Raw genomic sequence first — 26,687 nt, forward strand, 5'->3', positions numbered from 1 at the left:
GCCGGCCGACCTCCGTGGGAGAGAGAGGAACGACCTTGGCGCGCTGCCGGGATACGTCAAGTATTCGTTAACGTTAGAATTGCGTCGCAGGAAAGGTGCTCACCAGCACATTCCATTCCGTTATATGGACCCCCCCGATGATCTCCCTCCGTAATTTCGCCTTGCGCCGCGGCGAGCGGCTGCTGTTGTCCAACGTCGACCTGACCCTGCATGCCGGTTACCGGGTGGGCGTGGTTGGCCGCAACGGTGCCGGCAAGTCCAGTCTGTTCGCCGCCGTGCAGGGCGAACTGGAAGCCGACAAGGGCGATGTCGACCTGCCCGGCAAGGTGCGTATTGCCAGCGTGGCCCAGGAAACGCCCTCACTGCCAGACCCGGCGTTGAGCTTCGTGCTGGGCGGCGACGTGGTGGTGGCCGCAGTGCTGGCCGAAGAAGCCGCCGCGACCGCCCGCGAGGACTGGGAAGCGGTGGCCGAGGCGCATACGAAGATGGCCGAAGTCGGCGCCTACGATGCCGAAGCGCGTGCCGGCAAGCTGCTGCATGGCCTGGGTTTCCCGGCTGATACGCATCACCGTGCGGTGTCCTCGTTCTCCGGCGGCTGGCGCGCGCGCCTGAACCTGGCTCGCGCGCTGATGATGCCCAGCGACCTGCTGCTGCTCGATGAGCCGACCAACCACCTGGACCTGGATGCGGTGTACTGGCTGGAACAGTGGCTGCTGAAGTATCCCGGCACGCTGCTGCTGATCTCGCATGACCGCGAGTTCCTGGACAACGTGGCGACCCACACGCTGCACCTGCATAACGGCGGCGCCAAGCTGTACACCGGCGGCTACACCGACTTCGAACGCCAGCGTTCGGAGCAGCTGCGCCAGCAGCAGATCGCGCACGAGAAGGAACAGAACGAGCGCGCCCACCTGCAGAGCTTCATCGACCGCTTCAAGGCCACCGCGTCAAAGGCCGCGCAGGCGCAGAGCCGCATGAAGCGCCTGGCGAAGATGGCCGGTACGGAAGCTGTGCGGGCCGAGCGCGAGTTCCGCATCGAGTTCGCGCCGCCGGCCAAGCTGCCGTTCTCGCTGATCCGCCTGAACCACGTGGAGGCCGGTTACGGCGCCGATTCGGTGATCCTGCACAACGTCGGCTTCGGCCTGGAAGCGGGCCAGCGCATCGGCCTGCTGGGCCCGAACGGCGCCGGCAAGACGACCCTGGTGAAGACCCTGGTCGGCGAGCTGGATCCGATCAGTGGTGATCGTGCCGCGCATCCGGACCTGAAGATCGGTTACTTCGCCCAGCATACGGTGGAGTCACTGCACGAAGGCCAGTCGCCGATGGAGCACTTCCGCGACATCGCCCCGGACGCGCCGAACCAGTCGTTCCGTGATTTCCTCGGCAAGTGGAATTTCGCCGGTGACCGCGCGTTCGAGTCGGTGGATGGCTTCTCCGGTGGCGAACGTGCACGGCTGGCGCTGGCGTTGATCGCCTACCAGCAGCCGAACGTGCTGCTGCTCGATGAGCCGACCAACCACCTTGACCTGGAAATGCGTGAGGCGCTGGCCGAAGCGCTGAGTGATTTCGAGGGCGCCATCGTGATGGTGTCGCATGACCGGCATCTGATCGGGCTGGTCTGCGACACGTTCTGGCGCGTGGCCGATGGCGTGGTGGAACCGTTCGACGGCGACCTGGATGAGTACGCGGCGTGGCTGCGTACGCGACCGCAGGCGCAGGGCACCAAGGCCAAGCTGGCCGAGGCCGTTGCACCGGTGGCGGTGAAGACCGAGCCGGTGGTGCAGGTGGTGCAGAAGAAGGCGCCCAACCCGCACAAGCTGGCGGCCGCGGAGGGCAAGGTGGCCGAGCTGGAAGCCAGCCTTGCCGAGCTGGACCGGCAGCTGGCCGATCCGTCCAACTACGCCGATGCCACGCGCATGGCGGTGCTGGGGCGCGATCGCGAAGCGACCGCAGCGCTGCTGGAGAAGGCCGAAGCGGCGTGGATGGCGCTGCTGGAAGGTTGACTGCCGTCTGCGCGTGCGGACCAAGGTCCGCACGCACAGGGGCGTCAGGCCGCGCCCTGCAGCCACGCGGCGAACCGCCGCGCGGGCTCGCGTTCGCTGCGTGAACGCAGCCGTGTCAGCCAGTAGCTGCCCAGCTCGACAGTCTGCGCGAACGGTTGCTGCAACCGGCCCTCGGCCAGTTCCTGTTCGAACATGCACAGCGGCAGCAGCGCGATGCCGGCGCCGCTGGTCGCCGCGGCAGCCAGGGTCAACGAGGAGTCGAAAACCGGCCCGCGCGCTTCCAGCCCGGTGATGCCTGCGGCCTGCAGCCAGCCCGGCCATTCATCAGCGCGGTAGGAACGCAGCAGCGGCAGACCGGCGAGGTCGGCAGGCACGCGCAGGCGGCGCGCCAGGCCCGGTGCGCACAATGGCGCGAATGGCGCCGGCAGCACGCGCGTGCAGACCTGCCCCTGCCAGTCGCCCTCGCCGAAGCGGATGGCCAGGTCCAGACCCTCGCCAGCCAGGTCGATGCGGTTGTTGTGGGTCTGCAGGCGCAGCTCGATGTCTGGATGGGCGGCCTGGAAATCGGCAAGCCGCGGCAACAGCCAGCCGGTGGCGAAGGTGCCGACCACGCCCAGCGTCAGGACTTCTTTCTCTCCACTGCCGGTGAAGCGGGCCAACGCCAGGCTGATCCGCTGGAAGGCCTCGTTCATCACCGGATACAGCGCCGCGCCCTCATCGGTGAGCGCCACGCCACGGGGCAGCCGATGGAACAGGCGAACGCCCAGCCGGTCTTCCAGGCCGCGGATCTGATGGCTGAGCGCGGCCTGGCTCACGCACAGTTCCAGCGCGGCGCGGGTCAGGTTCTGGTGGCGCGCGGCGGCCTCGAAGGCGCGCAGGGCGTTGAGCGGAAGCGAAGGCGACAACATGTGATGCCGTGTTGAGCTGGATTGATGGCGGATGGTAGCGTGCCGCGGCTATCTGGTCGCGGGGTATGGATCCCGAGCGTCCAGCCATGAGAATTTCATGGGGCTTACCCTGAAAGGTCGCGCTGGTCGGTAGGTCTGCCGGCGACCACCATGGGGACCTCACCGTCTGGAGAACGCCCATGCTGTCGCGCCGCCATTTCCTGCAGACCAGTGCCCTGGCGCTGGCATCATCACTTGCCGTTCCGGGCCTGGCACGCAGCGCGCCCGGCCCGGCTGCGGCCACCATCGCCACGGCTGCGGACTTCGCCGCGCTGGAAAAAGCCAGCGGCGGGCGGCTCGGGGTGACCCTGCTGGACACCCGCACCGGCAAGCGGGTGGGGCACCGCCAGGACGAACGCTTCCCGATGTGCAGCACGATCAAGTGGATGCTCGCGGCCGCAGCGCTGCACCGCGCCGAGCGGCAGCCGGGCTTCCTCGACGAGCGGCTGCCGATGCGCGCGGAGGACCTGATCGACCATGCGCCGACGACCCGCCGGCACGTGGGCAAGGACCTGAGCGTGCGCGACCTGTGCCGCACGACGATGGTGACCAGCGACAACCCGGCGGCGAACCTGCTGCTGCGCCACCTGGGCGGGCCGCCGGCGCTGACGGCCTTCATGCGTTCCCACGGTGATGCGGTGACCCGCAGTGACCGGTACGAGCCGGAACTCAACCGGTTCACGCTGGGCGACCCGCGCGACACAACCAGTCCCGCCGCCAGCGCGGCCAGCCTGCAGCGGTTCGTGCTCGGCGATGCGCTGCGGCCGGCATCGCGGCAGCAGTTGGCGGACTGGCTGATCGACAACGAGACCGGCGATGCGACGCTGCGGGCCGGGCTGGACAAGCGATGGCGGGTCGGTGACAAGACCGGCAGCAACGGCAAGGACACGCGCAACGACATCGGCGTGCTGTGGCCGCTGGGCGGTGGCACCGCGTGGGTGCTCACCGCTTACCTGCAGGGCGCCAGCGTGGACGGCGGCCAGCGCGATGCGGTGCTGGCCCGGGTGGCCGCGCTGGCGGAGCGGATGACCGGCTGACGCAGGGCGAGCAAGCTCGCCCGCTACGCAAGTAGTGTCGAGCCTGCTCGACACCGGGTGCTAGGCGGCCTTGCCGCTGCCTTCCACTGCTTCCAGGAACTCGCGTCCCCAGCGGTCCACGTCGTAGTACTCCACGATGCCGTGCAGCTGGCGCTGACGCGCTTCGGCCTCTTCTTCAGGCATCAGCAGCGCCTGCATCAGGCCGGCGGCCAGATCGGCCGGATCATGCGGATTGGTCAATACCGCGCCTTTCAGCTCAGCGGCCGCACCGGCGAACTCGCTCAACACCAGCACCCCGTTGCTGCCTTCGATGCCATGGGTGGCGATGAACTCCTTGGCCACCAGGTTCAGGCCATCGCGCAGCGGGGTGATCCACATCACCTGCGCGGCCGCATAGTGCGCCACCACCTGCTCGAACGGCAGGGCCTTGGCGAAGAAGCGCACCGGCGTCCAGTCCAGCCGGGCGAAGCGGCCGTTGATGCGGCCCACCGCCTGTTCGATCTGGTTCTGCAGGGTGCGGTACACGGTCATTTCGCGTGCGGCCGGCACGCAGACCATCAGCAGGGTGACCTTGCCGCACTGCTCCGGATGCTGCTCCAGCACCCGTTCAAAGGCTTCCAACTTGGCCAGCGTGCCCTTGGTGTAGTCCAGCCGTTCCACCGACAGCACCAGCTTGCGCGCGCCGATTTCGCGGCGGAGCTTGAAGATGTCGTTGCGCACGTCGCTGCGCGCCAGGGTGTCGTGGATGCGGCCGAGGTCGGTGCCGACCGGATGGGCACCCAAGGCGACATCGCGGTCGCCCACGCGCAGGCGGGTGGTCATGGTGTCCAGCCCCACCGCGCAGCCGTAGGTAAGGAAGCGCGGGGCGCAGTTTTCCCAGGCCAGGCGCTCCACCGGTGCGGCACCGCGGACCACGTCCACGAAGTTCTCCACCTGGCGCGGGATGTGGAAGCCGATGTAATCGCACGACAGCAGGCTGCCGATGATCTCGCGGCGCCACGGCACCACGTTGAACACATCCGCCGAAGGGAAATAGGTGTGGTGGAAGAAGGCGATCTTGACGTCCGGGCGCAGCTCGCGCAGGTAGGCCGGCACCATCCACAGGTTGTAGTCGTGGATCCATACGGTGGCCCCGTGCGCCGCTTCGGCCGCGGTGGCCTCGGCGAACTTGCGGTTGACCTTCAGGAACACCTGCCAGTCGTCTTCGCGGAAGCGCGCGCGTTCCCAGAACACGTGCAGCATCGGCCAGAACGCTTCCTTGGAAAAGCGCTTGTAGAAGATGTCCACTTCCTGCCGGCTCAGGGGGACGCGGGTGGCGCGCAGGGTGGGGTATTGCGCCTGGTCCACCTGCACGTGGCGCTGGAACGGCCGGTGCTTGGGATCATCGATGCCCCAGGCGATCCAGCTGCCTTTCTGCCCGCCCTTGAAGAAGCTCAACAGCGAGGGAATGATGCCGTTCGGCGAGCGCGGCGGACGCTGCACCAGCTTGCCGTCCTCGATCGCTTCATCGAAGGGCAGGCGATGGTAGACCATCAGCAGCTGGGCGCCGTCGTGCGATACCGGCGCGGGTGCGGCCAGGTGGGGATCGCGGGCGTCGAGCAGCTTGAAATGGGTGATTGCTTCGAGGATGCCGCCGCAGCCGGGGGCCTGCGCGTGCAGGGTGCGCTGTTGCCCGGCGGTGGCCTCCAGCAGTGCCGGTTCGGACTGGCCCACACACACGCCGCGGAACCCGGCGACGTACATGGAAAGGTCGTTGAGGGTGTCACCGGCGACCAGGATGCGCTCCACCGGCAGCCCCAGCGTGCGCGCCAGCGCGGCCAGCGTGCGTCCCTTGTCGATGCCCGGCGGCAGGATGTCGAGATAACGGTCGGCCGAATACAGCACATCGCAGCCCAGCGAGCGTGCGGTCTGTTCGATCTGCGCGCGCAGCGGTGCGAGCGTCTTCGGATCGCAGAAGTACGAGCAGCGGCGTTCCTGCGGCACGTCCTGGCGCTGCAGCGCGGTGTAGGGGCGCATCGCGGCAGCCACCACGTGCTCGCCGGGCCAGTGCGCTTCGATCATCGACTGAAGCGGCTGCAGGGGTTGCAGGGTGTGGCCATCGACCACGGTGGCACCGACATCGCAGACGATGTAGTCCGGGCGCGGGATCGAGGGATCGGACAGCAGCGGCAACACGGCTTCCAGCCCGCGGCCGGTGATGAAAATGAGCTGGATCCCGGGATGCTGGTCGATCAGCCGGTAGAGGCGGTGGCGCTGTTCGGCGCTGCCTGCCAGGAAGGTGCCATCCAGGTCGGTGGCCAATATCAGTTGCGGCGGTGCTGCGGTTTCAACAGCGGGGATTACGGGTTCGGTAGCAGAGGGAGGGCTTCCAACAGTCAATGCGTTTCCTTTTCAGGGTGGAGGGGAGTTTCGGTTTCGGGCATCAGTTCCAGCGCCGAAGGCGTGGTGCGCAACATCGCGCGGAACGGTGCCGGATGGGTACGCAGGCGGGCGTGCGAAAGCAGCCGCATGCCGGTGAAGACGGCCAGGCAGGTCAACACGGCCGCGAAGTACAGCGGCAGCGCGGGGGCGCCGAAGCGACTCATCAGCGCGCCGGCGATGGCCGGACCGACCGCCGCGCCGACGCCATGCACCAGCAGCAGGCTGCTGCAGCCGGACAGCAGGTCTTCGCTGGCCAGGTAATCGAGCATGTGCGCCACCGCGAACGGGTACAGCGCGAACACCAGCCCGCCGTAGCAGAACACCAGCACGAACATTACGTGCAGCTGCTGCTGGATCAATGGCATGGCCGCCAGCACCGCCAGTCCGGCAGCGGCCAGGCTTACGGTCATCAGGCCGATACGCCGGTCGTGGCCATCGCTGATGCGGCCGAGCGGCCATTGCAGCAGGGCGCCGCCGGCGATGGCGGCCAGCATGAACAACGGCACGCCATCGCCGCTGAGGCCGATGTCCCCGGCGAATACCGGCAACAGGCCCCAGAACGGACCCATCGCCAGCCCGGACAGGCCGGCGGCCACGGTGGCCACCGGCGCCAGGGTGTACAGGTTGCCAAGCTTGAGACGCGGCACGTTGGGCACGTCCGGCTGCTGCAGGCGGGTGGCGGTGACCGGCAGCATCGCCGCGCACACCAGCAGTGCGGTGACGGTGAACATCGCCGCCGCGCCCGCATCGCCAAGCATCAGCAGGACCTGCCCCAGTGCCAGCGCGGACAGGTTGATCATCATGTACAGCGAAAACACCCGGCTGCGCCGCTGCGGATCGGGTTCGGCGTTGAGCCAGCTTTCGATGACGGTATACAGGCCGACCAACGCGATGCCGGTGACCACCCGCAGCAGGCCCCAGCCCCACGGATCCAGCCACAGCGGATGCAGCAGCACCGCCATGGTTGCGAGGGCGGCGTGGAAGGCGAAGGCGCGGCTGTGGCCCATGCGCCGGATCAGCGGCGGGGCAGTGAAAGTGCCGACGAAGAAGCCGGCGAAATAACCGGACATCACCCAGCCCAGCGCGTTGGCGCTGAAGCCTTCCAGCCCGCCGCGCACAGCCAGCAGGGTGCCCAGCAGACCGCCGCCGGTAAGCAGCAAAGCCACGCCAAGCAGCAGTGAAGTCAGCCGCAACATGGGTGCGACCTTCGTGGGGAAGGTTTGGCAAACACGTCACCGACCTTAACACAGGGGGTCTGCCGGGCCGCTTGCAATGCCTTAACATGCGCGCCTGATTTCCTACCTGACAACTACGATGCCGATCTACGGATTCGCCTGCGCCGACTGCGGCCACGCCTTTGACCGCCTGCAGAAGATTGCCGATGCAGACCCGACGCAGTGCCCGTCCTGTGGCAAGGAAACGGTGAAGCGGCAGATCACCGCGCCCTCGTTCCGGCTGGCTGGCGGAGGCTGGTATGAGACCGATTTTGGCTCCAACAAGAAGAACCTGGCGGAAAAGCCCGCAGCGGCGGCACCTGCGAAGAGCGAGTAAGCACAGAGGGTTTGCGCCATGCGGCCTGGCTGGGTAGGGTGGAGCGATGAACCTGCTCCGGACCTCTTCCCTCACTATGCTGCTGGCCCTTGCAGGGTGCAGCGACCCTTCCCCTGATCCGGTGGCGCAGGAAGTGTCCAACGCGCCGGCCGATGCTTTCCTTGCCAGCGTGGCCGCTTACTGTGGCAAGGCCTTTGCTGGACAGGTGGTGGAAGACAACCCGGCCAGCACCGGCCCGGACCCGTTCGCGGGCAAGCGGCTGGTGATGCACGTGCGTGGCTGCGAGGACCCGGCCCACCAGCTGCGGATCCCGTTCCACGTCGGCGATGACCATTCGCGCACCTGGGTGTTGAGCCGTACCGAGAGTGGGCTGCGCCTGAAGCACGACCACCGGCATGCCGACGGCAGCCCGGATGCGATCAGCCTGTATGGCGGCGACAGCAGGCGCCCGGGTACGGCGCAGCGCCAGGAGTTCCCGGCCGACACCGATTCGGTGGCGATGTTCCGCAAGGCGGACATGCTGGCGTCCACGCATAACACCTGGGCGATGGAGATCGATCCGGATCGCCAGTTCGTCTACGAATTGACCCGGCCCGATGGGCGACGCTTCCGCGTGGTATTCGACCTTTCGCGGCCGGTGGCATTGCCACCAGCACCGTGGGGCGCGCGCACGCCGTCTCCGGACGGATCCGCCGGGTAGCGCCGAGCCATGCTCGGCGAGCGCAGCGGCAGGGCGTGACGACCAACGGTCGTCACTACCGAAGCAGGGGTAGCGCCGAGCCATGCTCGGCGAGTGCAGCGGCAACAGCGTGACGACCGACGGTCGTCACCCACCAGGCAGCAGGCCAGCAAGCGGACGGCCAGCGGCCGTCACTACCCGGAGCGGGTCAGCGCACGCCGAAGCGCGCGCGGCAGCCGTTGGCGACCCACAGGCTCCCATTGCTGTAGCCCCAGGTCTGGTTTTCGCGACAGGCGCTGCCGGACAGCTGTTCGATCAGCACCGGGCGGCCGCGGCGTGCTTCCCACGCGCAGCTGGAGCGGCGCTTGTCGTTGCTGCTGCAGGTAACACTGTAGTTGTTGTTGGCCCCGCCCCAGCCGCCGCCCCAGTTGCCTCCCCAGTTGCCTCCGCTGGAGCCGCGGGCTTCGGCGAACTCGCCGCGGCAGCCGCCGTTGACCCAGACCGCACCATTGCGGGTGCCCCAGGTGCGGCCTTCCACGCAGGCCGTGCCGGAGATCTGCCGGACCAGCCGGGCATTGCGCCAGCCCGTGTTGCAGACCCGCTCGCGGTTGTTCTGGCTCTCGCAGCGGGTGTTGCCGCCGTTCTGCCCGCCGCCGCCCCAGTTGCCGCCGTTGCCGCCGCTGCCACCTCCGCGCAGCGAGGTGGCGATGTCCTGCTTGATGCGCGAAAAGCCCCATCCGGAGTTGACCTGGGCCAGGTAGAACCGCAGCTGGTCATCGGGAATACGGCGTCCGTTGGACTGTTCGGCATACTCCTGGCTGATCACCCGGGTCCGGTCACTGCTGGAAAGCTGGGTCAGGTTCTCCGGCGCATAGGCACGTGTGCCGATCTGGGCATGGGCGGGAAACAGCGGGGCAGAGCAGGCAAGCGCGGCGGCCAGGCAGGCCAGGGTCCAGCGGTTCATGGCGACATCCCCGAGCGGTCGATGGTGCGCGAATATAGGAACGAACTGGATTAAATCGGCGTGACTGCCGAGGATTTGCCCCCGGTGGGGGCTCGGCCCCAGAATAACGGGCTTTCCGGTCCTTCCTGGCGCCGGCGTACAACAGCGGAGCTTTCCCCCATGCGTACCCACTTCTGCGGCCTGGTCGACGAGACCCTGATCGGCCAGACTGTCACCCTCGCCGGCTGGACCGACGTGGCCCGTAACCAGGGCGGCGTGTGCTTCATCGATCTTCGCGATCATGAGGGCATCGTGCAGGTGACGGTGGAGGTCGACAATGCCGAAGTGTTCGCCGTGGCCGCCTCGCTCGGTTACGAGGACGTGCTGCAGGTGGAAGGCGTGGTGCGTGCCCGCCACGCAGTCAACGACAAGATGGCCACCGGCAAGGTCGAAGTGATCGCCACCGCCATCACCGTGCTCAACAAGGCCGCGCCGTTGCCGTTCCATGCACACGAGAACCCGGGCGAAGAAACCCGCCTGAAGTACCGTTACCTGGACCTGCGCCGCCCGGAGATGCAGCGCATGCAGCGCACCCGCATCAAGCTGGTGCAGGCGCTGCGCCGCCACCTGGATGAGCGTGGCTTCCAGGACATCGAAACCCCGATCCTGACCAAGGCCACCCCGGAAGGCGCGCGCGACTTCCTGGTGCCGGCGCGCATGCATCCGGGCGAGTTCTACGCGCTGCCGCAGAGCCCCCAGCTGTTCAAGCAGATCCTGATGGTGGCCGGCTTCGACCGCTACTACCAGATCGCGCGCTGCTTCCGCGACGAGGCCCTGCGTGCCGACCGCCAGCTGGAGTTCACCCAGCTGGACATGGAATTCGCCTTCGTGCGCGAGCAGGACGTGCAGGATTTCGTCGAGGACATGATCCGCGGCATCTTCAAGGAGGTGGTCGACGTGGAGCTGGCCGCCCGCTTCCCGCGCATGACCTGGGCCGAGGCGATGCGTCGTTATGGTTCGGACAAGCCGGACCTGCGCATCACGCTGGAACTGGTGGACGTGGCCGAGCTGGTCAAGTCCAGCGGGTTCCCGGTGTTCAGCACGGCCGCCAACGATGCCGAGGGCCGCGTCGCCGCGCTGCGCATCCCGGGCGGTGGCAGCCTGAGCCGCAAGCAGATCGACGAGTACGCCGCCCACGCCGCCAAATACGGCGCCAAGGGCCTGGCCTACATCAAGATCACCGACACCGGCGAGGTCAGCTCGCCGATCCAGAAATTCTTCACCGAAGACGGCTTTGCTGCGCTGCTGGCCCACGTCGGCGCTGGCAATGGGGACATCGTGTTCTTCGGCGCGGGCGGCTACAACAAGGTGTCCGATTTCATGGGCGCGCTGCGTCTGAAGGCGGGCAAGGACTTCGGCCTGGTCGCCGATGGCTGGGCACCGCTGTGGGTGACCGACTTCCCGATGTTCGAATGGGACGAGGAAGCGCAGCGCTACGTCGCCCTGCACCACCCCTTCACCGCGCCTGCGGTGGATGACATCGCCGATCTGCGCGCGCATGCCAAGACCGCGGTGTCGCGTGGCTATGACATGGTGCTCAACGGCAACGAGATCGGCGGCGGCTCGATCCGTATCCACCGTCCGGACATGCAGAGCGCGGTGTTCGAGCTGCTCGGCATCGATGCCGAAGAAGCCCGTGCCAAGTTCGGCTTCCTGCTGGATGCGCTGAACTACGGCGCGCCGCCGCACGGTGGCATCGCCTTCGGCATCGACCGCATCGCCGCGCTGATGGCCGGTACCGAGTCGATCCGCGACGTCATCCCGTTCCCGAAGACCACCGGCGCGCAGTGCCTGATGACCGATGCACCGTCGCCGATCGCCGATGCGCAGCTGGCCGAAGTGCACATCCAGGTACGTCCCAAGAAGGGCTGAGGCCGCTCCAAGGGCTGTCGTGCACAGGCCGGCAGCCTTTCCCAACCACGCCGTCGCGACGGCTTGATGCTACGAGGCAAGCACATGGTCCTGGGTTCCTATGCGATCCGCCGTGCCAGCGTCGACGACGCTGCGATCCTGTCGGTGCTGGCCGCGCGCACCTTCACCGAGACCTTCGGCCATCTGTATCCGCCCCGGCACCTGCAGGATTTCCTCGACGAAAACTATGCGGTGGAGCGCCAGCGGATCATCCTGGCGCACCCGGATTACGCGGTGTGGCTGCTGGAACATGACGGTGTGGCGATCGGCCACGCGGCGGCCGGTCCATGCGGCCTGCCGCATCCGGACGTGCAGCCCGGCGACGGCGAACTGAAGCGGCTGTACCTGATCAAGGCCGAGCAGAGTTGCGGCTGGGGCAGCCGGTTGCTGGAGACCGCGCTGGCCTGGCTGGAGCGCGGTGGCCCGCGCCCGCTGTGGCTGGGGGTGTGGTCGGAAAACTTCGGCGCGCAGCGCTTCTATGCCCGCTACGGCTTCCAGAAAGTGGGCGAGTACCTGTTCCCGGTCGGTGAAACCAACGACCTTGAGTTCATCCTGCGGCGGCCGCTGGTCGCTGCCGCCGATACCCCGGCGACAGCATGAGCAGCGTCCAGATCAGCTGGCGCCCGGTGCGGCGCCAAAGGTGCCGGGCAACGCGGCGGTCTGCATCGCCGTTGTGCGGCTGCGCGTCATCGCTACCAGCAGTTTCAGTTCGTTGCTGCTGAGGAGGCCGCGGGCCAGGTCGTCCTCCATCCGGGACAGCGACTGCTGCCGATCGGGCCAAGGTCCGTACACCGGATCTGCGGCACCCCGTTCCAGCCTGCGCTGCAGGGTCTCGCTGAGCAGGCTGCGCAGCGCGTTGTCGCGGAAGGTTTCGCTTTCCTTGTTGAGGTAGCCGGTGGTGTGGTTGGTGATCAGCCGGTGGTAGGGAATGACTCCCTGCCAGCAGGCGTGGCGTTCGGGGGTGAACATGTCCTTGTGCTCCAGGTAGATCACCTGGTGTCCCATCAGCGCGAACGGTTCCAGTGCGCCGCTACGGATGCCGATCACCGGGCCACCGACTGAATCCAGCAGCTTGTGCATGAAGTACCACTGATGCTCGCGAGGGGCCAGCACGCGCTCACCATTCAGTTCCGCTGCCCAGAAGCGGCCGATATGGGGATGCAGCTTCGGTCGGTACGGATGGCGGTCGGTGAGACGATCCTCACCGTTCTCATCGCGTGCGCGGTTGATGTAAGTATCGGCGATGCAATACACCGGGGAGCCTGCGTGTTCCAGTGCGTCGGCGATCTGCTCGAACATCATGGGCCGTGAAATCGCCTCTGCCTCGCGGGCGTTGGCGTATTCGCGATCGGCGATCCACAACGCGGCCGCGCCGGGCTGGATGCCCTGTTCGGCGATGACCGTGTCGACCAGTGCATCGATGCGTTCGCGCTCGACCGGGTGGACCAGCGCGATGAGTTTGTCGCGGACATCGATGCAGCGCGCTTCGGGCGACAGGTCCGGATCGCGGAAGCGACGCGCGATCAGCTCGGTCGTGGCGGATATGTGGAACACGTGCGTGGCCTCATGCTCGTCGCCGCCGACCAACGGTGAGGGCGCACCCGCCACGTGTTTGAAATCAGCACGCGTAGCGCTGTCGTCCAGCGATTCACGCGCATTCTTCAGGCTTGCACCGGTGTATTCGTACAGCGACACGCGATGCGCTGCATCCTGCTGCCCGCTGGTCCCCAGCGCGCTGCGGATGACCTCGAAGGCTTCGCGGGCATGATGTTGTTCGGCTGCGTTGCCGCGGCTGTAGGCGATGGACACGTTGAGCCGTGGATTGATCAACGTGGCGAGGATCAATGAATAGCGATCACCGGTGGCATAGCCCGGCAGGAAGGTGTGGATTGCTGCATCGGTGGCATCCAGCGCCGCGCGGAACGGCATGTCGCGGGCATGCAGGTACGGCACGCCCTGGCCGGTGGCGGGGTCCATCCGATAGGCCTGTCGCGTCTTGACGTCCTGGAGGGGCACCTGCAGGTCCAGGCGCTGCGCCTGCTCGCGCACCTGGGCCAAGGCGGCCTGGCCAATTTCCTGACGGACGCTCTGGTTGTCATGCGAATGGTTCTGGTAGGCCTGCAGATACAGGTCGCGGGTGGCGCTGTCGGCAGGGTTGGCCGCGGAGAAGAAGGTCGCCGGACGGATCCGCTGTTCTGCGGCAGGGACTTCGACACTGCGGCCCATCATCGTGACGCATGGCCAGCCGGCGATGAACTTCTGCCAATCACGCCCGACGTCGAACTCGGCTGCGGCCCGCGACTGGTTGAGGACCGGCGCGGCCGGTCCGGCCGCGCAGAACAGCAGCGAGGCGTGCTCGTGGATGGGAGACGCCGGCGCATGCGGCGGCGCAGGGGGCAGCAGGGCGGGGGAGGTCTGGGAAATGGTCAACGTCGGCATGTGGGGATCCGAAGGGTCAGAGGGAGGCGAGCAGGTGGCGGCGAATGCACTGCAGGCGCTGCAATGCACCTGGCAGGTCGTCCAGGGCGGGCGACTCGCGGGCATGGGCCTGGATCAGCCGCAGCACACCGCTGCTGATGTCCAGGGCGATGCAGGCGCCGCCCATGGCGTGCGGGTCGTGATGGTGGGCGAGCAGGGCGCGCAGCCGGTGTTCACTGCAGCGCAGCCCGTCATCGGCCAGCTGGCAGTGCAGCAGCAGGTGGTCGTCGGTGACTTCCAGGTGCCATTCCACTCCGCCTTCGTCGAGAAGCGTGTAGGCAGCAGCAGGAACGTCCAAAGGCAGGGGCAGGCGGTGCGCGGCGCGCTGCAGGATCGGCAGCGCCCACGCCGGTGTGTAAGCGGTCATCGTGATACAGCTTCGGGAAACGGAGGCATAGCCTGCGCATTGCGCAGCTGGGAAGCCTGAGTCATGCGTTAACCACTGCGAAATCAATCAAATCGAAGATTTCGAGTGGCAATTTTGGCGGGTAAATCGGCATTACCCATGGTGGAATTACAGGATTCACTCATCTTTCAACACGCGTCATTTCGGAGGCCCGCAGCCTCCTTGCGCGGCGCTTGCTGAAAGCGACATCCCTGCAGCACCTTCAGCGTGGATCCCATGACTACTTCCCCGTCTTCGCCAGCGGAGCCACCCCTCTCCCCCGTGTTCCCTCCCGCGTCGTCGCCCTCGTCTTCCGTGAAATGCCCATGCGTGCTGAACCCTGCCGGCGTGCGCAACCGCAGTCTGACTGAGGCACGCACGGCCGGGCGCTGGCGCGCCGTGGTGGAGGGCGGGCGCGTGCGACGCGCCATCACTGTCACCACGCTCGCGCCAGGGATGATCGCCGTGCGACTGGAAGGACCACCGGCGTTGCTGGAAAGGATGGGGCTGCAGGTTGCGGCTGCGCCGCAGGCCGCCCGCGCCGCAAAGCAGCTTGCCTGGATAAGCCTGGATCCTCGCCGTTTCAGCGGCAGCGTCGTGCAGGGCGAAGCATTGCTCGACCCCTGCGCGGCACCTGCCGGCGGTGAGCGTGCAGGCACGTGCGTGCGTATCAACGGCGGCTACTTCAATTACCGCCAGCGCGCCTGCAGCGCCCAGCCCGAACCGCGGCCGATTGGACCGCTGAACACGGCCGGGGGAAGGCAGCAGCCGGCGTTGCCCGTGCCTTCGGCGTTTGCAGGCGACTATCATCAAATGATGTTCGCCGACGGCTCCTCGTTCGCCAGTGCGCCCCTTCTGGCAGAGCGCGGTGAGCCGGTATTCGGAATCAAAGCCGCAGGTAATCCGATGTACCGCCTGCCGCCCGATTTCTGTTTCGAGCGGGGCGATCTGGTTCCGCCCGGTGTGTTGTGGCACGCGCATGATGCCAACCCACGGGCTGCGATCAGCCTGCCATCCAGCGCTGGAAGTGGTCGCATCCGGCTCGTCGCGGCCCCCATGGGCGACCGTAGCTGCGCCGACTCCGGCTGGACACTTACGGCGTTTTCGGCGGCGATGGCCCGGCTGGACCGCCAGCAATCGCCGCCCAACGTTTCCCTGAACCTGGATGGTGGCGAGTCCGTCGCGCTGCTCGCCTGGGTGGGGGGGCGCCCGCTGCTCGACGTCCGGCAGACGCTGCAGCCGCGACGGGTCGGCAACCTGCTCGAGTTCCATGATGGCCCGCCACAGCGGTCGCCCCGGATGGTCAGATGCGTCAAACTGGAAACATGAATCCCTCCGTCCTGCTCCTGCATGGCATCTGGAACGCCCGCGCCTGGGTCGGCCCGCTCGCCTGGCGCCTGCGCGCGCGCGGCTTCCAGGTCGAGACCTTCGGCTATTCAAGCGTGCTGGGCGGCCCCGAAGTGGCCGTCCCGCAGTTGCTGGAACGCCTGCACCAGCGCGGGCCGGTCTCGCTGGTGGGCCACAGCCTGGGCGGGCTGGTGGCGCTGGAGGCGCTGCGTCAGGCGCCGGACCTGCAGGTGCAGCGGGTGGTCTGCCTGGGATCGCCGCTGCGCGGCAGTGGCACCGCCCGCATCCTGGCCGAACACGGCTGGGCCGCAGCGCTCGGGCGCAGCAGCGGACTGCTGCTGGATGGGCTGCCGGACTGGCAGGGCGAGGCGAAGGTGGGACTGATCGCCGGTTGTGTCCCGCACGGCCTCGGCAGCCTGCTGGGGGCGCTGGAGGGAGACTCCGACGGCACCGTGGCGCTGGCCGAGACCCGCTTGCCGGGACTGGCCGACCATTGTGTCGTGCGCTGTTCCCACAGCGGGCTGGTGTTCTCGCTGGAGGCAGCGCGGCAGACCGCGCAGTTCCTGCGCCACGGACGCTTTCATCCTGGCCAGGCCTCCGCTGCCGCTTGACCGCGCCAGGTCCTGCGGCGGGGTGGACACGGATGTGGCGCCCGATCAGGTAGAATCCGCGCCCTGTTCCTGAAGCTGCCAAACGGAAGCCCCCATGGGTAGAGGTCCCTCCATCGAAGGCCGCAAAAACGCGTCTGACGCGAAACGCGGCAAGATTTTCACCAAGATCATCCGCGAGATCGGCGTTGCCGCGCGTGGTGGCGGAGGCGACCCCAACAACAACCCGCGCCTGCGCGTGGCGATGGACAAGGGGCTGTCCTCGAACATGTCCAAGGACGTGATCGAGCGGGCGATCAAGAAGGCCACCGGCGAGCTGGAAGGCGTCGAGTACGAAGAGATCCGCTACGAGGGCTATGCGCCCGGCGGCGTGGCCGTGATCGTCGACTGCCTGACCGACAACAAGGTGCGCACCGTCGCCGATGTCCGCCATGCGTTCAGCAAGTGCGGCGGCAACATGGGCACCGAAGGCTCGGTGGCGTTCATGTTCAAGCGCCTGGGCGTCATCAGCTATGCGCCGGGCGCAGACGAAGACCGCATCACCGAGGCCGCCATCGAGGCCGGTGCGGACGACATCGTGGTCTACCCCGATGACGCCTCCATCGACGTGGTCACTGCGCCGGACGCCTTCCACGCCGTGCGCGATGCGATGGCGGCCGCCGGGCTGCCGAGCGACCACGCCGAAATCACCTTCCGCGCCGACAATGACATTGCCGTGGAGGGCGACACCGCCCTGCAGGTGAAGAAGCTGCTGGACATGCTGGAAGACCTCGACGACGTGCAGGATGTCTACTCCAACGCCGATCTCGGCGCGCACGCCTAAGCCCGTCGATGACCCGCATCCTCGGCATCGACCCCGGTTCGCAACGTACCGGGGTCGGCATCATCGACGTCGATGCGGCTGGCCGTGTCAGCCATGTCCACCACCAGCCGCTGGTGTTGCTGGGCGCTGACGACTTCCCGCAGCGGATGAAGATCCTGGTGCTGGGACTGGCCGATCTGATCGTCCAGTACCAGCCGCAGGAAGTGGCCATCGAAAAGGTGTTCATGGCGCGCAACCCGGATTCGGCACTGAAACTCGGCCAGGCCCGCGGGGCGGCGATTTCGGCCGTGGTGCTGCGCGACCTGCCGGTCAGTGAGTACGCGGCCAGCGAGATCAAGCTGGCGGTCGTCGGGCGCGGCGGAGCGGAAAAACAACAGGTCCAACACATGGTCGGGCTCATGCTCGGCCTGAAGACGAAGCTGCAGGCCGACGCCGCTGATGCATTGGCCGTGGCCATCACCCATGCCCACGTACGGGCCACGGCCAACCGCCTGGGGCTCAGCGCCCGCCAGGCGTGGGGCCGGAAATGAGGAGCACTGCTGCATGATCGGTCGCCTGCGTGGAATCGTTGCCTACAAGGCGCCGCCGTGGCTGGTGGTGGACGTCAACGGGGTCGGCTACGAGCTGGAAGCCCCGATGAGCACGTTCTATGACCTGCCGGACATCGGCCGCGAGGTGATCCTGTACACGCACTACGCGCAGAAGGAGGACAGCGTGTCGCTGTACGGCTTCCTGCGCGATGGCGAGCGCCGCCTGTTCCGCGACGTGCAGAAGGTCAGCGGCATCGGTGCGAAGATCGCGCTGGCGGTGTTGTCGGCGGCCAGCGTGGAAGAGTTCGTGCGGATGGTGCAGTCCGGGGACGTCACCGCGCTGACCCGCATCCCGGGCATCGGCAAGAAGACCGCCGAGCGCATGGTGTTGGAACTGCGCGACCGTGCCGCCCAGCTGGGCGCAGGCGGCGCACTGCCGTCCAGTAGCGGTCCCGCCGCGGCTGATCCGGTGTCCGAAGCCACCGTTGCGCTGCAGCAGCTCGGCTACAAGCCGGCCGAGGCGGCGCGCATGGCCCGCGATGCCAATGCCGAGGGCGACGACGTCGCCATGGTCATCCGCAAGGCGCTGCAGTCGGCGCTGCGCTGAGCCTGCCCTTTTCCTCTTCGATACTCCCACCGAGCCCCGCCATGTCCACCCCCAGCAACCCGCAAGATGGCAGCCACGGCCATGCCCCCACCGGGAGCAGCATGGCCTTGGTCGTCGGTGCGATCGGCGTGGTGTTCGGTGACATCGGCACCAGCCCGCTGTACACCCTGAAGGAAGCGTTCTCCGGCCACTACGGGCTGACCAGCGACCATGACACCGTGCTGGGGGTGCTGTCGCTGTCGTTCTGGGCGCTGATCCTGGTGGTGACCCTGAAGTACGTCACCATCATCATGCGCGCCGACAACGAGGGCGAGGGCGGGATCATGGCGCTGATGGCGCTGACCCAGCGCACGCTGAGCAAGGGCTCGCGCTCGGCGTACGTGGTCGGCATCCTCGGCATCTTCGGCGCCTCGCTGTTCTTCGGCGACGGGGTGATCACCCCGGCCATTTCGGTGCTGGGCGCGGTGGAGGGCCTGGAAATCGCTGCGCCCGGCCTGCATCGCTTCATCCTGCCGATCACCATCGTGGTGCTGCTGGCGGTGTTTGCCGCGCAGCGCTTCGGCACGGAAAAAATCGGCAAGGCGTTCGGGCCGATCACCAGCATCTGGTTCATTTCGCTGGCGGCGATCGGCCTGTACAACATCGTCGATGCACCTGAAGTGCTGAAAGCCTTCAACCCGTGGTGGGCGATCCGGTTCTTCATGGACCATGGCTGGCACGGGGTGTTCATCCTCGGCGCAGTGGTGCTGGCGGTCACCGGTGGCGAGGCCCTGTACGCCGACATGGGCCACTTCGGTGCCAAGCCGATCCGCCACGCCTGGTATTTCTTCGTGCTGCCGTGCCTGGTGATGAACTACCTGGGCCAGGGCGCGCTGGTGCTGGAGCATCCCGAAGCGGTGAAGAACCCGTTCTTCGAAGCGGTGCCGGACTGGGCGCTGTACCCGATGATCATCCTGGCCACGATGGCGGCGGTGATCGCCTCGCAGTCGGTCATCACCGGGGCGTTCTCGGTGTCCCGCCAGGCGATGCAGCTGGGCTACATCCCGCGCATGCGGATCAAGCACACCTCGCACGACACCATCGGCCAGATCTACATCCCGGGCATCAACTGGGGCCTGGCGGTGATGGTGATCGGGCTGGTGCTGGCGTTCCAGAGCTCGTCCAACCTGGCGGTGGCCTACGGCATTTCGGTGTCCGGCACGATGCTGATCGATACCCTGTTGCTGGCCCTGGTGGCGCGCAGCCTGTGGCCGAAATCACGGCACTGGATCGTTGCGCTGTGCGTGGTGTTCTTCATCATCGACCTGGGCTTCGTGATCGCCAATGGCGCCAAGCTGATGCAGGGCGCGTGGTTCCCGGTGGTGCTGGGCATCCTGCTGTTCACCCTGATGCGCACCTGGCGGCGTGGCCGCGAGCTGCTGCGCGACGAGATCCGCAAGGACGGCATCCGCCTGGATACCTTCCTGCCGGGGCTGATGCTGGCGCCGCCGGTCCGGGTGCCGGGCACGGCGGTGTTCCTGACCGCCGACCCGACCGTGGCGCCGCATGCGCTGATGCACAACCTGAAGCACAACAAGGTGCTGCACGAGCGCAATGTGTTCCTGCACGTGGTGACCCTGCCGGTGCCGTACGCGCCGGAGGGGCACCGGTTGAAGATCGAATCGGTCGGCGATGATTTCCACCGGGTCTACGTCAAGTTCGGTTTCATGGAGACCCCGGACGTGCCGCTGGCGCTGATGCGTTCATGCGACCACGGCGGGATCTACTTCGACCCGATGGACACCACGTTCTTCGCCAGCCGCGAGACGATCGTGGCCACCGCCAACCGCGGCATGCCGATCTGGCGCGACAAGCTGTTCGCGCTGATGCATCGCAACGCCGCGCCGGCAACCGGGTTCTTCCGGATTCCCGGCAACCGGCTGGTGGAGCTGGGCGCGCAGGTCGAGATCTAAGGGTTTTCTGCGCTGCGCGCGGCTTTCAGGCGACGTCGAAAGCACCGGCAACGTCAACAGCTGCGCGGCTGCTTGTTGGCGGGGCGGGGAGGGTTGGCGGGGGACGGCAACAGCCGCTCCTGCGGGCCTCGTTTCGCGCCATCCATGGCGCTCAACGCCCCCGCCAACCCACCCCGCCCCACCTTGGACAGGCCCATGGCGGCCTTGGAACATGCGTGCCTGGTAGCGCCGACCCATGGTCGGCGGGATGTTTCCGCCAACGGCCCGCTGCGCTCGCCGAGCACGGCTCGGCGCTACCAGGGCCCCGTAGCGTGTCGGGTGGGGGGGAGCCCCTGAGTCAGGGGCGGCCGCGAAGCGGCGGGGTGTGGGTGTTGGTGAGGAGGGGCCCATGGTTTGCGCAGCAAGCGTGGGAGCGGCAGCGCGAATGCGATGACGTGTACCCGCGCCATGGATGGCGCGAAACGAGGCCCGCAGGAGCGGCTTCTGCCGTCCCCCGACCAGCCCCACCGCCCGGCCCAAACCCAGCTGCGGCTTTCAAGCCACCCGCGAGGGGGCATCACCCGTTCGATCACCCACCAATCGCACGGCGCGCGCCCAATTTGCCGCATAATCGGCAGATGACCGAACACCGCATCATTGGCGCCGACGCCACCCGCGAGGATGACGCCGTCGATGCCAGCATCCGCCCCAAACGCATGGCCGATTACCTCGGCCAGGTGCCGGTGCGCGAGCAGATGGACATCTACATCCAGGCCGCCAAGGCACGCGGCGATGCGCTGGACCACGTGCTGATCTTCGGTCCGCCGGGACTGGGCAAGACCACCCTCAGCCATGTCATCGCCAACGAGCTCGGCGTGGCGCTGCGGGTGACTTCCGGGCCGGTGATCGAAAAGGCCGGTGACCTGGCCGCGCTGCTGACCAACCTGCAGCCGCACGATGTGCTGTTCATCGATGAAATCCACCGCCTGTCCCCGGTGGTCGAGGAAGTGCTGTACCCGGCGATGGAAGACTTCCAGATCGACATCATGATCGGCGAGGGGCCCGCAGCGCGCTCGATCAAGCTCGACCTGCCACCGTTCACCCTGGTCGGCGCCACCACCCGGGCCGGCCTGCTTACCGCGCCGTTGCGCGACCGCTTCGGCATCGTGCAGCGGCTGGAGTTCTATACCGCCGAAGAGTTGACGCGCATCGTGCGCCGCTCGGCGAAGATCCTCGGCATCGACTGCACCGCCGACGGGGCAGGGGAGATCGCACGCCGTTCGCGCGGCACCCCGCGCATCGCCAACCGGCTGCTGCGGCGCGTGCGCGATTACGCCCAGGTCAAGGCCAACGGGCACATCGACCAGGACGTCGCACAGGCCGCGATGGTGATGCTGAAGGTCGATCCGGAAGGCTTCGACGAGCTCGACCGGCGCTTCCTGCGCACCCTGGTGGACTACTTCGATGGCGGCCCGGTGGGCGTGGAATCGATGGCCGCGGCGCTGTCCGAAGAGCGCGGCACGCTGGAAGACGTGGTCGAACCCTACCTGATCCAGCAAGGCTTCCTCGTGCGTACCGCGCGTGGCCGGATGGCCACACATCGTGCGTATCGCCATCTGGGCCTGAAGCCGAAGGCCCCCCCGGTAGACCTTTTCGCCGAGCAATCCGACAATGAGTGAGCCGCGGTTCAGTTGGCCGACACGCATCTACTGGGAAGATACCGACGCAGGTGGGGTGGTCTACCACGCCCGCTACGTGGCTTTCATGGAACGGGCACGCACCGAATGGATGCGGGCGCTGGGCTTCGGCCAGGAGCGCATGCGCAGCGAACACGGCATGGTGTTCGCGGTCCGCTCCATGGAGATGGACTTCATCAAGCCGGCGCGACTGGACGATGCGCTGCAGGTGAGCGCCACGCTGGTGCAGTGCCGGCGCGCCAGCATGGTCTTTGCCCAGCAGGTGCTGCGTGATGGCCAGGTGCTGCTGGACGCGCAGGTCAGGATTGCCGCACTGGATGCGGAATCCTTCCGCCCGCGCGCCATGGACCATGCACTGCTGGCGGTCCTGAAGTCGCACGAACACCCCCTTACTCCACACAATCCTGATTTGCAGACTGAGGAACAACGATGATCGCAATGCTTCTGGGCCTGCAGGCCACGGTGGTCGAGGCGCTGCCGGAGGACGTCACCAGCGCCGCCGCCGAAACCGCCGTACAGGCCTCGCGCAGCGGCATCAATTACTGGGAGCTGATGACCAAGGCCAGCATCCCGGTGATCATCATCGTGCTGCTGCTGCTGGCCGGTTCGTTCATCAGCTGGGTGATCATCTTCCGCAAGGCCCGCGTGTTCTCGCAGGCCACCCGTGAAGCGGATGAGTTCGAGAACCGCTTCTGGTCCGGCGCCGACCTCGGCAAGCTGTACTCCTCGGCCACCGACCGCAACCGCAGCGTGGGCGGCCTGGAAGCCATCTTCGAAGCCGGTTTCCGCGAGTACAACCGTCTGCGCGATCGTCGCGGGCTGGACGGCCGTGCCCTGCTGGAAGGCGCGCAGCGTGCCATGCGCACCACCTACACCCGCGAAGTGGACCGCCTGGAGCGCAACCTGGAGCTGCTGGCCAACATCGGCTCCACCGCCCCCTACGTGGGCCTGGTCGGCACCGTGTTCGGCATCATGGTGACCATGCACGACATGATCAACAGCGGTGAGCAGGCCGGCATCGCGTCGGTGGCGCCGGGCATCTCCGAAGCCCTGTTCGCTACTGCCATCGGCCTGTTCGTGGCCATCCCCGCCGTGTGGGCGTACAACCGTTTCACCACGCGCGTGGAGCGCATGGCGGTGCGGTTTGAAACCTTCGCCGATGAGTTCAGCTCCATCCTGCAGCGCCAGACCGGCGCAGACGACTGAGCCCAGGCGAGGAGCCCACCATGAGTGCCATCGGTCGCCGCAAGCGGCGCAAGCTCAAATCCGAAATCAACGTCGTGCCGTACATCGACGTCATGCTCGTGCTGTTGATCATCTTCATGGTCACCGCGCCGCTGCTGACGCTGAGCTTCGAGGTTGAACTGCCCCGTTCCAACGCGAAGGCGCTGGAGAGCAAGCAGGATCCGATCGTCGTTTCCGTGCGCGCGGACGGCCAGCTGAGCCTGAAGCTGTCCGACGAAAAGCAGCCCACGGCGATGTCCGCCGAAGAGATGCAGGCGCGGCTGGGCGGCATCGTGGCGCAGGACAAGACGGTCCGCGTGATCGTCGCCGCCGACCGTGCCGTGGCCTATGAAAAGGTCGTGGCGGCAATGGACGTGCTGAAGCGCGCGAACGTGGAAAAGGTTGGCCTGGCCACCGATGCACAGTGACGCCTTGCCGCCGCCGCGCGACGAAGAACAGGGCTGGGCCTGGCCGGTAAGCCTTGCCGCGCTGGTCCACCTGCTGCTTGCGCTGGTCTTCATCGTGGCCTGGCTGTGGTCGCCCGAGCGCAACACCGAAGCCGCTGCCGGGGACCCGGCGGTGCAGGCCGACATGGCCCTGTCCAGCGCTGAGGCCTCGGCGGCGCGGCAGGCGCTGCGCCAGTCCGAGCGCCTGGAAACCCTGCCCGAGCCGATCCCCGAGCCCATCGCCGAGCCCGAACCGATCCCGGAAGACACCATCCCGCCGCCGCAGCCGACCCCCGAACCGCGCCCGATGGACGCGCCCACGCCGCAGCAGTCGCAGGCGCAGGAGCGCGTGGCGCAGCCGGACAAGGTCGACCAGGACGCGGTCAGCGCGCTGGCCATTTCGCAGGAAAAGGCCAGGCAGGAGCAGGAGGCGAAGCGTCGCCAGGAGCAGATCGACCTGACCGAGCGCAAGCGCCAGGAAGAGGCCGAACAGCGCGCACGACTGGCCAAGCAGCAGGAAGCGGACCGCCAGAAGAAGATCGCCGAGGACGAGCGCAAGGCCAACGAAAGCAAGGCCGAGGCGGACAAGCAGAAGAAGATCGCCGAGCTGCGTTCGCGCCGTGAGCAGGCCGAGAAGGAAGCCAAGCTGGCCGAGCAGCGGCTGCGCCAGGTGGCGGCCGCGCGCAACGCGGCGGCCGCGTCCAATGCCAGTGCCAGCAGTAGTGCGGCCTCGCAGCCGGCGGGTGGGGCAGGCGGCACCAGTGACGACTTGACCGCCAAGTACGCTGCGGCGATCCAGGCCAAGGTGCAGGATGCCTGGATCCGTCCGGACAACATCGCCTCCGGCCAGCGTTGCCAGATCGTGATCACCCAGCTGCGCGGTGGCCGCGTGCTGTCGGCCAAGGTTGGCGCCAGCTGCCCGTACGACGAGGCCGGCAAGCGCTCGATCGAAGCGGCGGTGCTCAATGCCCAGCCGCTGCCGTATGCGGGATTCGAGCAGGTGTTCAACCGCGAGCTGATCCTCAACTTCCGCCCGGATTGACCCGTGCCGGTGGGTGAGGACCGTTGGTCGTCACGCCTTGGAGAGGAAGAGCGTGACGACCAACGGTCGTCACCCACCGAAGCCCCATCCATCGAAGCCGCGGCACCCACCGAAGCCCCATCCACCGAAGCCCCGGCACCCACCGAAGCCCCCGTTACCTCGCACCGACCTTGCTTTCACACCGGTCTGGTTCATGATTGCGAAACCGTTCACCCCGTTCCTGCTATCCCTCGCTGTGGTTCCTTGACTGAGCATTCCATGAAAAAGATGCCCCGCTGGATGGTCGCGTTCGCGGCCCTGTTGCTTCCCTTTGCCGCGCTCGCGCAGCAGAAGGGCCTTGAGATCGACATCGTGGGCGGCAGTGCCTCGGCCACGCCGATCACCGTCGTGCCGATGCCCTACGAGGGTTCGGCCGCTGCGCCGCAGACCGACGTGGCCGCGGTGATCCGCGCCGACCTGGACCGTTCGGGCCAGTTCCGCACGCTGCCCGAAGCGCAGATCGTGGAAAAGCCCACCCGCGGCGGTGACATCCAGTTCCCGACCTGGCGCGCGCTGAAGCAGAACTACATCGTGGTCGGCCGCGTGCAGGACGCCGGTGCCGGCGCGTACCGCGTGGAATACGAGCTGTATGACGTGCCCAAGGGCGAGCGCCTGCTGGGCCTGGCGATGACCGCGCGCGGCAACGCCATGCGCGATGTCGCCCACCAGATGGCCGATGCGATCTACGAAAAGATCACCGGCGTGCGTGGCGCGTTCTGGACCCGGATCGCCTACATCACCGCCAGCGGCCGCGGCGATGCCATGCGCTACGCGCTGATGGTGGCCGATTCGGATGGCTACAACCCGCAGACCATCGTGCGTTCGGCCGAACCGCTGCTGTCGCCGTCGTGGAGCCCGGATGGCGGCAAGCTGGCCTACGTCAGCTTCGAGCGCGGCAATTCGGCGATCTACATCCAGAACATCGCCACCGGCGCACGTGAGCTGGTGACCAGCTTCCGCGGCATCAACAGCGCCCCGGCGTTCTCCCCGGACGGCCGCAAGCTGGCCCTGACGCTGTCGCGTTCGGGCAATCCGGAGGTCTACTCGATGGACCTCGGCAGCAAGCAGCTGACCCAGCTGACCAACCACCTGGCCATCGACACCGAGCCGACCTGGGCCCCGGATGGCAGCGCGGTGTACTTCACCTCCGATCGCGGCGGCCGTCCGCAGGTCTACAAGGTTGCTGCAAGCGGCGGCAGCGCCGAGCGCGTTACCTTCCAGGGCAACTACAACGCCAAGCCGTCGGTTTCCTGGGACGGCAAGAAGATCGCCGTGGCACAGGGTTCGGGCAACAGCTACAAGGTCGCGATGATGGACAGCTCGCTGGGTTCGCCGCGCTGGAGCACGCTCTCCACCGGTTCGCTGGATGAGTCGCCCAGCTTCGCGCCCAACGCCAGCATGGTGCTCTACGCCGCGCGCGAAGGTGGCCGTGGCGTTCTCTACGCGGTGTCGGCCGATGCCCGTGTCCGCCAGCGACTGGTGCTGGCCGATGGCGATGTCCGTGAGCCCGCATGGTCGCCATACCGTACCAAGCGCTAAAAGAGTGTTAATATTTTCCGAGATTTACCCCATTCACCGGCTTAGGAGCCTCAAAGGTATCGCCATGAACAAGACCACCAAAGTTCTGCTTGTTTCCCTGTTGTCCGTGGCCGCCCTGGCCGGTTGCTCGAAGAAAGTGAAGGAAGTGCCGGCCGAGCCGGCCACCACGCCGACCACCACCCAGCCGACCGGTCCGTCGACCTCCGGCCTGTACGGCCCGGGCGACCTGGACACCGATGCCTGCCTGCGCCAGCGCGTTGTGTACTTCGACCTGGACCAGGATTCGGTCAAGGCCGAGTTCCAGGCGATCATGGCCTGCCACGCCAAGTACCTGCGTGACCGTCCGTCCTCGCGCATCACCCTGCAGGGCCACACCGACGAGCGCGGTTCGCGCGCGTACAACCAGGCCCTGGGCGAGCGTCGTGGCAACGGCGTCAGC

25 protein-coding genes are annotated in these 26,687 nt (G+C 67.2%); 19 read left to right on the forward strand and 6 right to left on the reverse strand.

What is annotated here, in order from left to right; genetic code table 11:
• Positions 1-137 precede the first annotated feature (137 nt).
• Positions 138-2,003, forward strand: a complete 1,866-nt coding sequence (locus tag ACI2JH_RS18585) for an ABC-F family ATP-binding cassette domain-containing protein (RefSeq protein WP_404736903.1) — start codon at positions 138-140, stop codon at positions 2,001-2,003.
• A 44-nt stretch (positions 2,004-2,047) separates the two neighbouring features.
• Here the strand turns inward: ACI2JH_RS18585 and ACI2JH_RS18590 are convergent, their stop codons facing one another.
• Positions 2,048-2,911 (reverse strand): LysR family transcriptional regulator, encoded by an 864-nt coding sequence (locus tag ACI2JH_RS18590; protein WP_404736904.1) that lies wholly within the window; start codon positions 2,909-2,911, stop codon positions 2,048-2,050.
• A 179-nt stretch (positions 2,912-3,090) separates the two neighbouring features.
• Here ACI2JH_RS18590 and blaL2 point away from each other — a divergent pair, with 179 nt between their 5' ends.
• Positions 3,091-3,987, forward strand: coding sequence for a L2 family extended-spectrum class A beta-lactamase (gene blaL2, locus ACI2JH_RS18595; RefSeq protein WP_404736905.1), 897 nt, complete (start codon positions 3,091-3,093; stop codon positions 3,985-3,987).
• A gap of 60 nt (positions 3,988-4,047) precedes the next feature.
• Here the strand turns inward: blaL2 and ggpS are convergent, their stop codons facing one another.
• Both ggpS and ACI2JH_RS18605 read right to left on the reverse strand, forming a co-directional pair.
• Positions 4,048-6,294, reverse strand: coding sequence for a glucosylglycerol-phosphate synthase (gene ggpS / locus ACI2JH_RS18600; RefSeq protein WP_182656953.1), 2,247 nt, complete (start codon positions 6,292-6,294; stop codon positions 4,048-4,050).
• Between the two features lie 68 nt (positions 6,295-6,362).
• Positions 6,363-7,604 carry an MFS transporter gene (locus ACI2JH_RS18605; protein WP_182656872.1) on the reverse strand — a complete coding sequence of 414 codons (1,242 nt, stop codon included), beginning with the start codon at positions 7,602-7,604 and terminating at the stop codon, positions 6,363-6,365.
• A 118-nt stretch (positions 7,605-7,722) separates the two neighbouring features.
• Here ACI2JH_RS18605 and ACI2JH_RS18610 point away from each other — a divergent pair, with 118 nt between their 5' ends.
• Positions 7,723-7,959 (forward strand): FmdB family zinc ribbon protein, encoded by a 237-nt coding sequence (locus ACI2JH_RS18610; protein WP_182656871.1) that lies wholly within the window; start codon positions 7,723-7,725, stop codon positions 7,957-7,959.
• 46 nt (positions 7,960-8,005) lie between these two features.
• Complete coding sequence (locus tag ACI2JH_RS18615; RefSeq protein ID WP_404736906.1) at positions 8,006-8,659, forward strand: hypothetical protein; 654 nt, start codon at positions 8,006-8,008, stop codon at positions 8,657-8,659.
• Between the two features lie 187 nt (positions 8,660-8,846).
• Here the strand turns inward: ACI2JH_RS18615 and ACI2JH_RS18620 are convergent, their stop codons facing one another.
• Complete coding sequence (locus ACI2JH_RS18620) at positions 8,847-9,602, reverse strand: DUF3011 domain-containing protein (RefSeq protein WP_404736907.1); 756 nt, start codon at positions 9,600-9,602, stop codon at positions 8,847-8,849.
• A 159-nt stretch (positions 9,603-9,761) separates the two neighbouring features.
• On the opposite strand from ACI2JH_RS18620, the gene aspS reads away from it, so the two are divergent.
• Both aspS and ACI2JH_RS18630 read left to right on the forward strand, forming a co-directional pair.
• A complete protein-coding gene (aspS, locus tag ACI2JH_RS18625; RefSeq protein WP_404736908.1) occupies positions 9,762-11,513 on the forward strand; it encodes an aspartate--tRNA ligase in 1,752 nt (583 codons plus the stop codon).
• Between the two features lie 84 nt (positions 11,514-11,597).
• Positions 11,598-12,152: a GNAT family N-acetyltransferase gene (locus ACI2JH_RS18630; RefSeq protein ID WP_101098831.1), complete on the forward strand. Its 555-nt coding sequence runs from the start codon at positions 11,598-11,600 to the stop codon at positions 12,150-12,152.
• Positions 12,153-12,164: 12 nt separating this feature from the next.
• Here the strand turns inward: ACI2JH_RS18630 and ACI2JH_RS18635 are convergent, their stop codons facing one another.
• Together ACI2JH_RS18635 and ACI2JH_RS18640 are read right to left on the reverse strand one after the other, a co-directional pair.
• On the reverse strand, positions 12,165-13,991 hold the full coding sequence (locus ACI2JH_RS18635) for a hypothetical protein (RefSeq protein WP_404736909.1): 1,827 nt from the start codon (positions 13,989-13,991) through the stop codon (positions 12,165-12,167).
• A 16-nt stretch (positions 13,992-14,007) separates the two neighbouring features.
• Positions 14,008-14,397 (reverse strand): hypothetical protein, encoded by a 390-nt coding sequence (locus ACI2JH_RS18640; RefSeq protein WP_182656867.1) that lies wholly within the window; start codon positions 14,395-14,397, stop codon positions 14,008-14,010.
• Positions 14,398-14,745: 348 nt separating this feature from the next.
• On the opposite strand from ACI2JH_RS18640, the gene ACI2JH_RS18645 reads away from it, so the two are divergent.
• The 13 genes from ACI2JH_RS18645 to ACI2JH_RS18705 form a co-directional block, all read left to right on the forward strand.
• Positions 14,746-15,744 carry a hypothetical protein gene (locus tag ACI2JH_RS18645; RefSeq protein WP_404736910.1) on the forward strand — a complete coding sequence of 333 codons (999 nt, stop codon included), beginning with the start codon at positions 14,746-14,748 and terminating at the stop codon, positions 15,742-15,744.
• Positions 15,741-16,373: an esterase/lipase family protein gene (locus ACI2JH_RS18650; protein WP_404736911.1), complete on the forward strand. Its 633-nt coding sequence runs from the start codon at positions 15,741-15,743 to the stop codon at positions 16,371-16,373. The genes ACI2JH_RS18645 and ACI2JH_RS18650 overlap by 4 nt, the downstream gene beginning before the upstream one ends.
• Positions 16,374-16,467: 94 nt before the next feature.
• Positions 16,468-17,193 carry a YebC/PmpR family DNA-binding transcriptional regulator gene (locus ACI2JH_RS18655; RefSeq protein ID WP_101098836.1) on the forward strand — a complete coding sequence of 242 codons (726 nt, stop codon included), beginning with the start codon at positions 16,468-16,470 and terminating at the stop codon, positions 17,191-17,193.
• A gap of 8 nt (positions 17,194-17,201) precedes the next feature.
• The gene (gene ruvC, locus ACI2JH_RS18660; protein WP_101098837.1) at positions 17,202-17,723 is read left to right on the forward strand and encodes a crossover junction endodeoxyribonuclease RuvC; all 522 of its coding nucleotides are present in this window, start codon (positions 17,202-17,204) and stop codon (positions 17,721-17,723) included.
• A gap of 13 nt (positions 17,724-17,736) precedes the next feature.
• The gene (ruvA, locus tag ACI2JH_RS18665) at positions 17,737-18,330 is read left to right on the forward strand and encodes a Holliday junction branch migration protein RuvA (protein ID WP_042613465.1); all 594 of its coding nucleotides are present in this window, start codon (positions 17,737-17,739) and stop codon (positions 18,328-18,330) included.
• Between the two features lie 41 nt (positions 18,331-18,371).
• A complete protein-coding gene (locus ACI2JH_RS18670; protein ID WP_123700595.1) occupies positions 18,372-20,282 on the forward strand; it encodes a potassium transporter Kup in 1,911 nt (636 codons plus the stop codon).
• Between the two features lie 617 nt (positions 20,283-20,899).
• The gene (ruvB, locus tag ACI2JH_RS18675) at positions 20,900-21,940 is read left to right on the forward strand and encodes a Holliday junction branch migration DNA helicase RuvB (protein ID WP_042613825.1); all 1,041 of its coding nucleotides are present in this window, start codon (positions 20,900-20,902) and stop codon (positions 21,938-21,940) included.
• The gene (ybgC, locus tag ACI2JH_RS18680) at positions 21,933-22,391 is read left to right on the forward strand and encodes a tol-pal system-associated acyl-CoA thioesterase (RefSeq protein ID WP_404736912.1); all 459 of its coding nucleotides are present in this window, start codon (positions 21,933-21,935) and stop codon (positions 22,389-22,391) included. The genes ruvB and ybgC overlap by 8 nt, the downstream gene beginning before the upstream one ends.
• The gene (tolQ, locus tag ACI2JH_RS18685; RefSeq protein ID WP_042613823.1) at positions 22,388-23,164 is read left to right on the forward strand and encodes a protein TolQ; all 777 of its coding nucleotides are present in this window, start codon (positions 22,388-22,390) and stop codon (positions 23,162-23,164) included. Before ybgC ends, tolQ begins: the two co-directional genes overlap by 4 nt.
• Positions 23,165-23,184: 20 nt before the next feature.
• Positions 23,185-23,610 carry a protein TolR gene (gene tolR, locus ACI2JH_RS18690; protein WP_042613822.1) on the forward strand — a complete coding sequence of 142 codons (426 nt, stop codon included), beginning with the start codon at positions 23,185-23,187 and terminating at the stop codon, positions 23,608-23,610.
• Complete coding sequence (gene tolA, locus ACI2JH_RS18695; RefSeq protein WP_101098840.1) at positions 23,600-24,670, forward strand: cell envelope integrity protein TolA; 1,071 nt, start codon at positions 23,600-23,602, stop codon at positions 24,668-24,670. The genes tolR and tolA overlap by 11 nt, the downstream gene beginning before the upstream one ends.
• A 258-nt stretch (positions 24,671-24,928) precedes the next feature.
• Complete coding sequence (gene tolB / locus ACI2JH_RS18700) at positions 24,929-26,248, forward strand: Tol-Pal system beta propeller repeat protein TolB (RefSeq protein ID WP_101098841.1); 1,320 nt, start codon at positions 24,929-24,931, stop codon at positions 26,246-26,248.
• A 64-nt stretch (positions 26,249-26,312) separates the two neighbouring features.
• On the forward strand, positions 26,313-26,687 hold a 375-nt coding region (locus tag ACI2JH_RS18705; RefSeq protein ID WP_404736913.1), incomplete at its 3' end, for an OmpA family protein.

This window comes from Stenotrophomonas sp. NPDC078853 (assembly GCF_044901215.1).
Taxonomy (GTDB): domain Bacteria; phylum Pseudomonadota; class Gammaproteobacteria; order Xanthomonadales; family Xanthomonadaceae; genus Stenotrophomonas; species Stenotrophomonas lacuserhaii.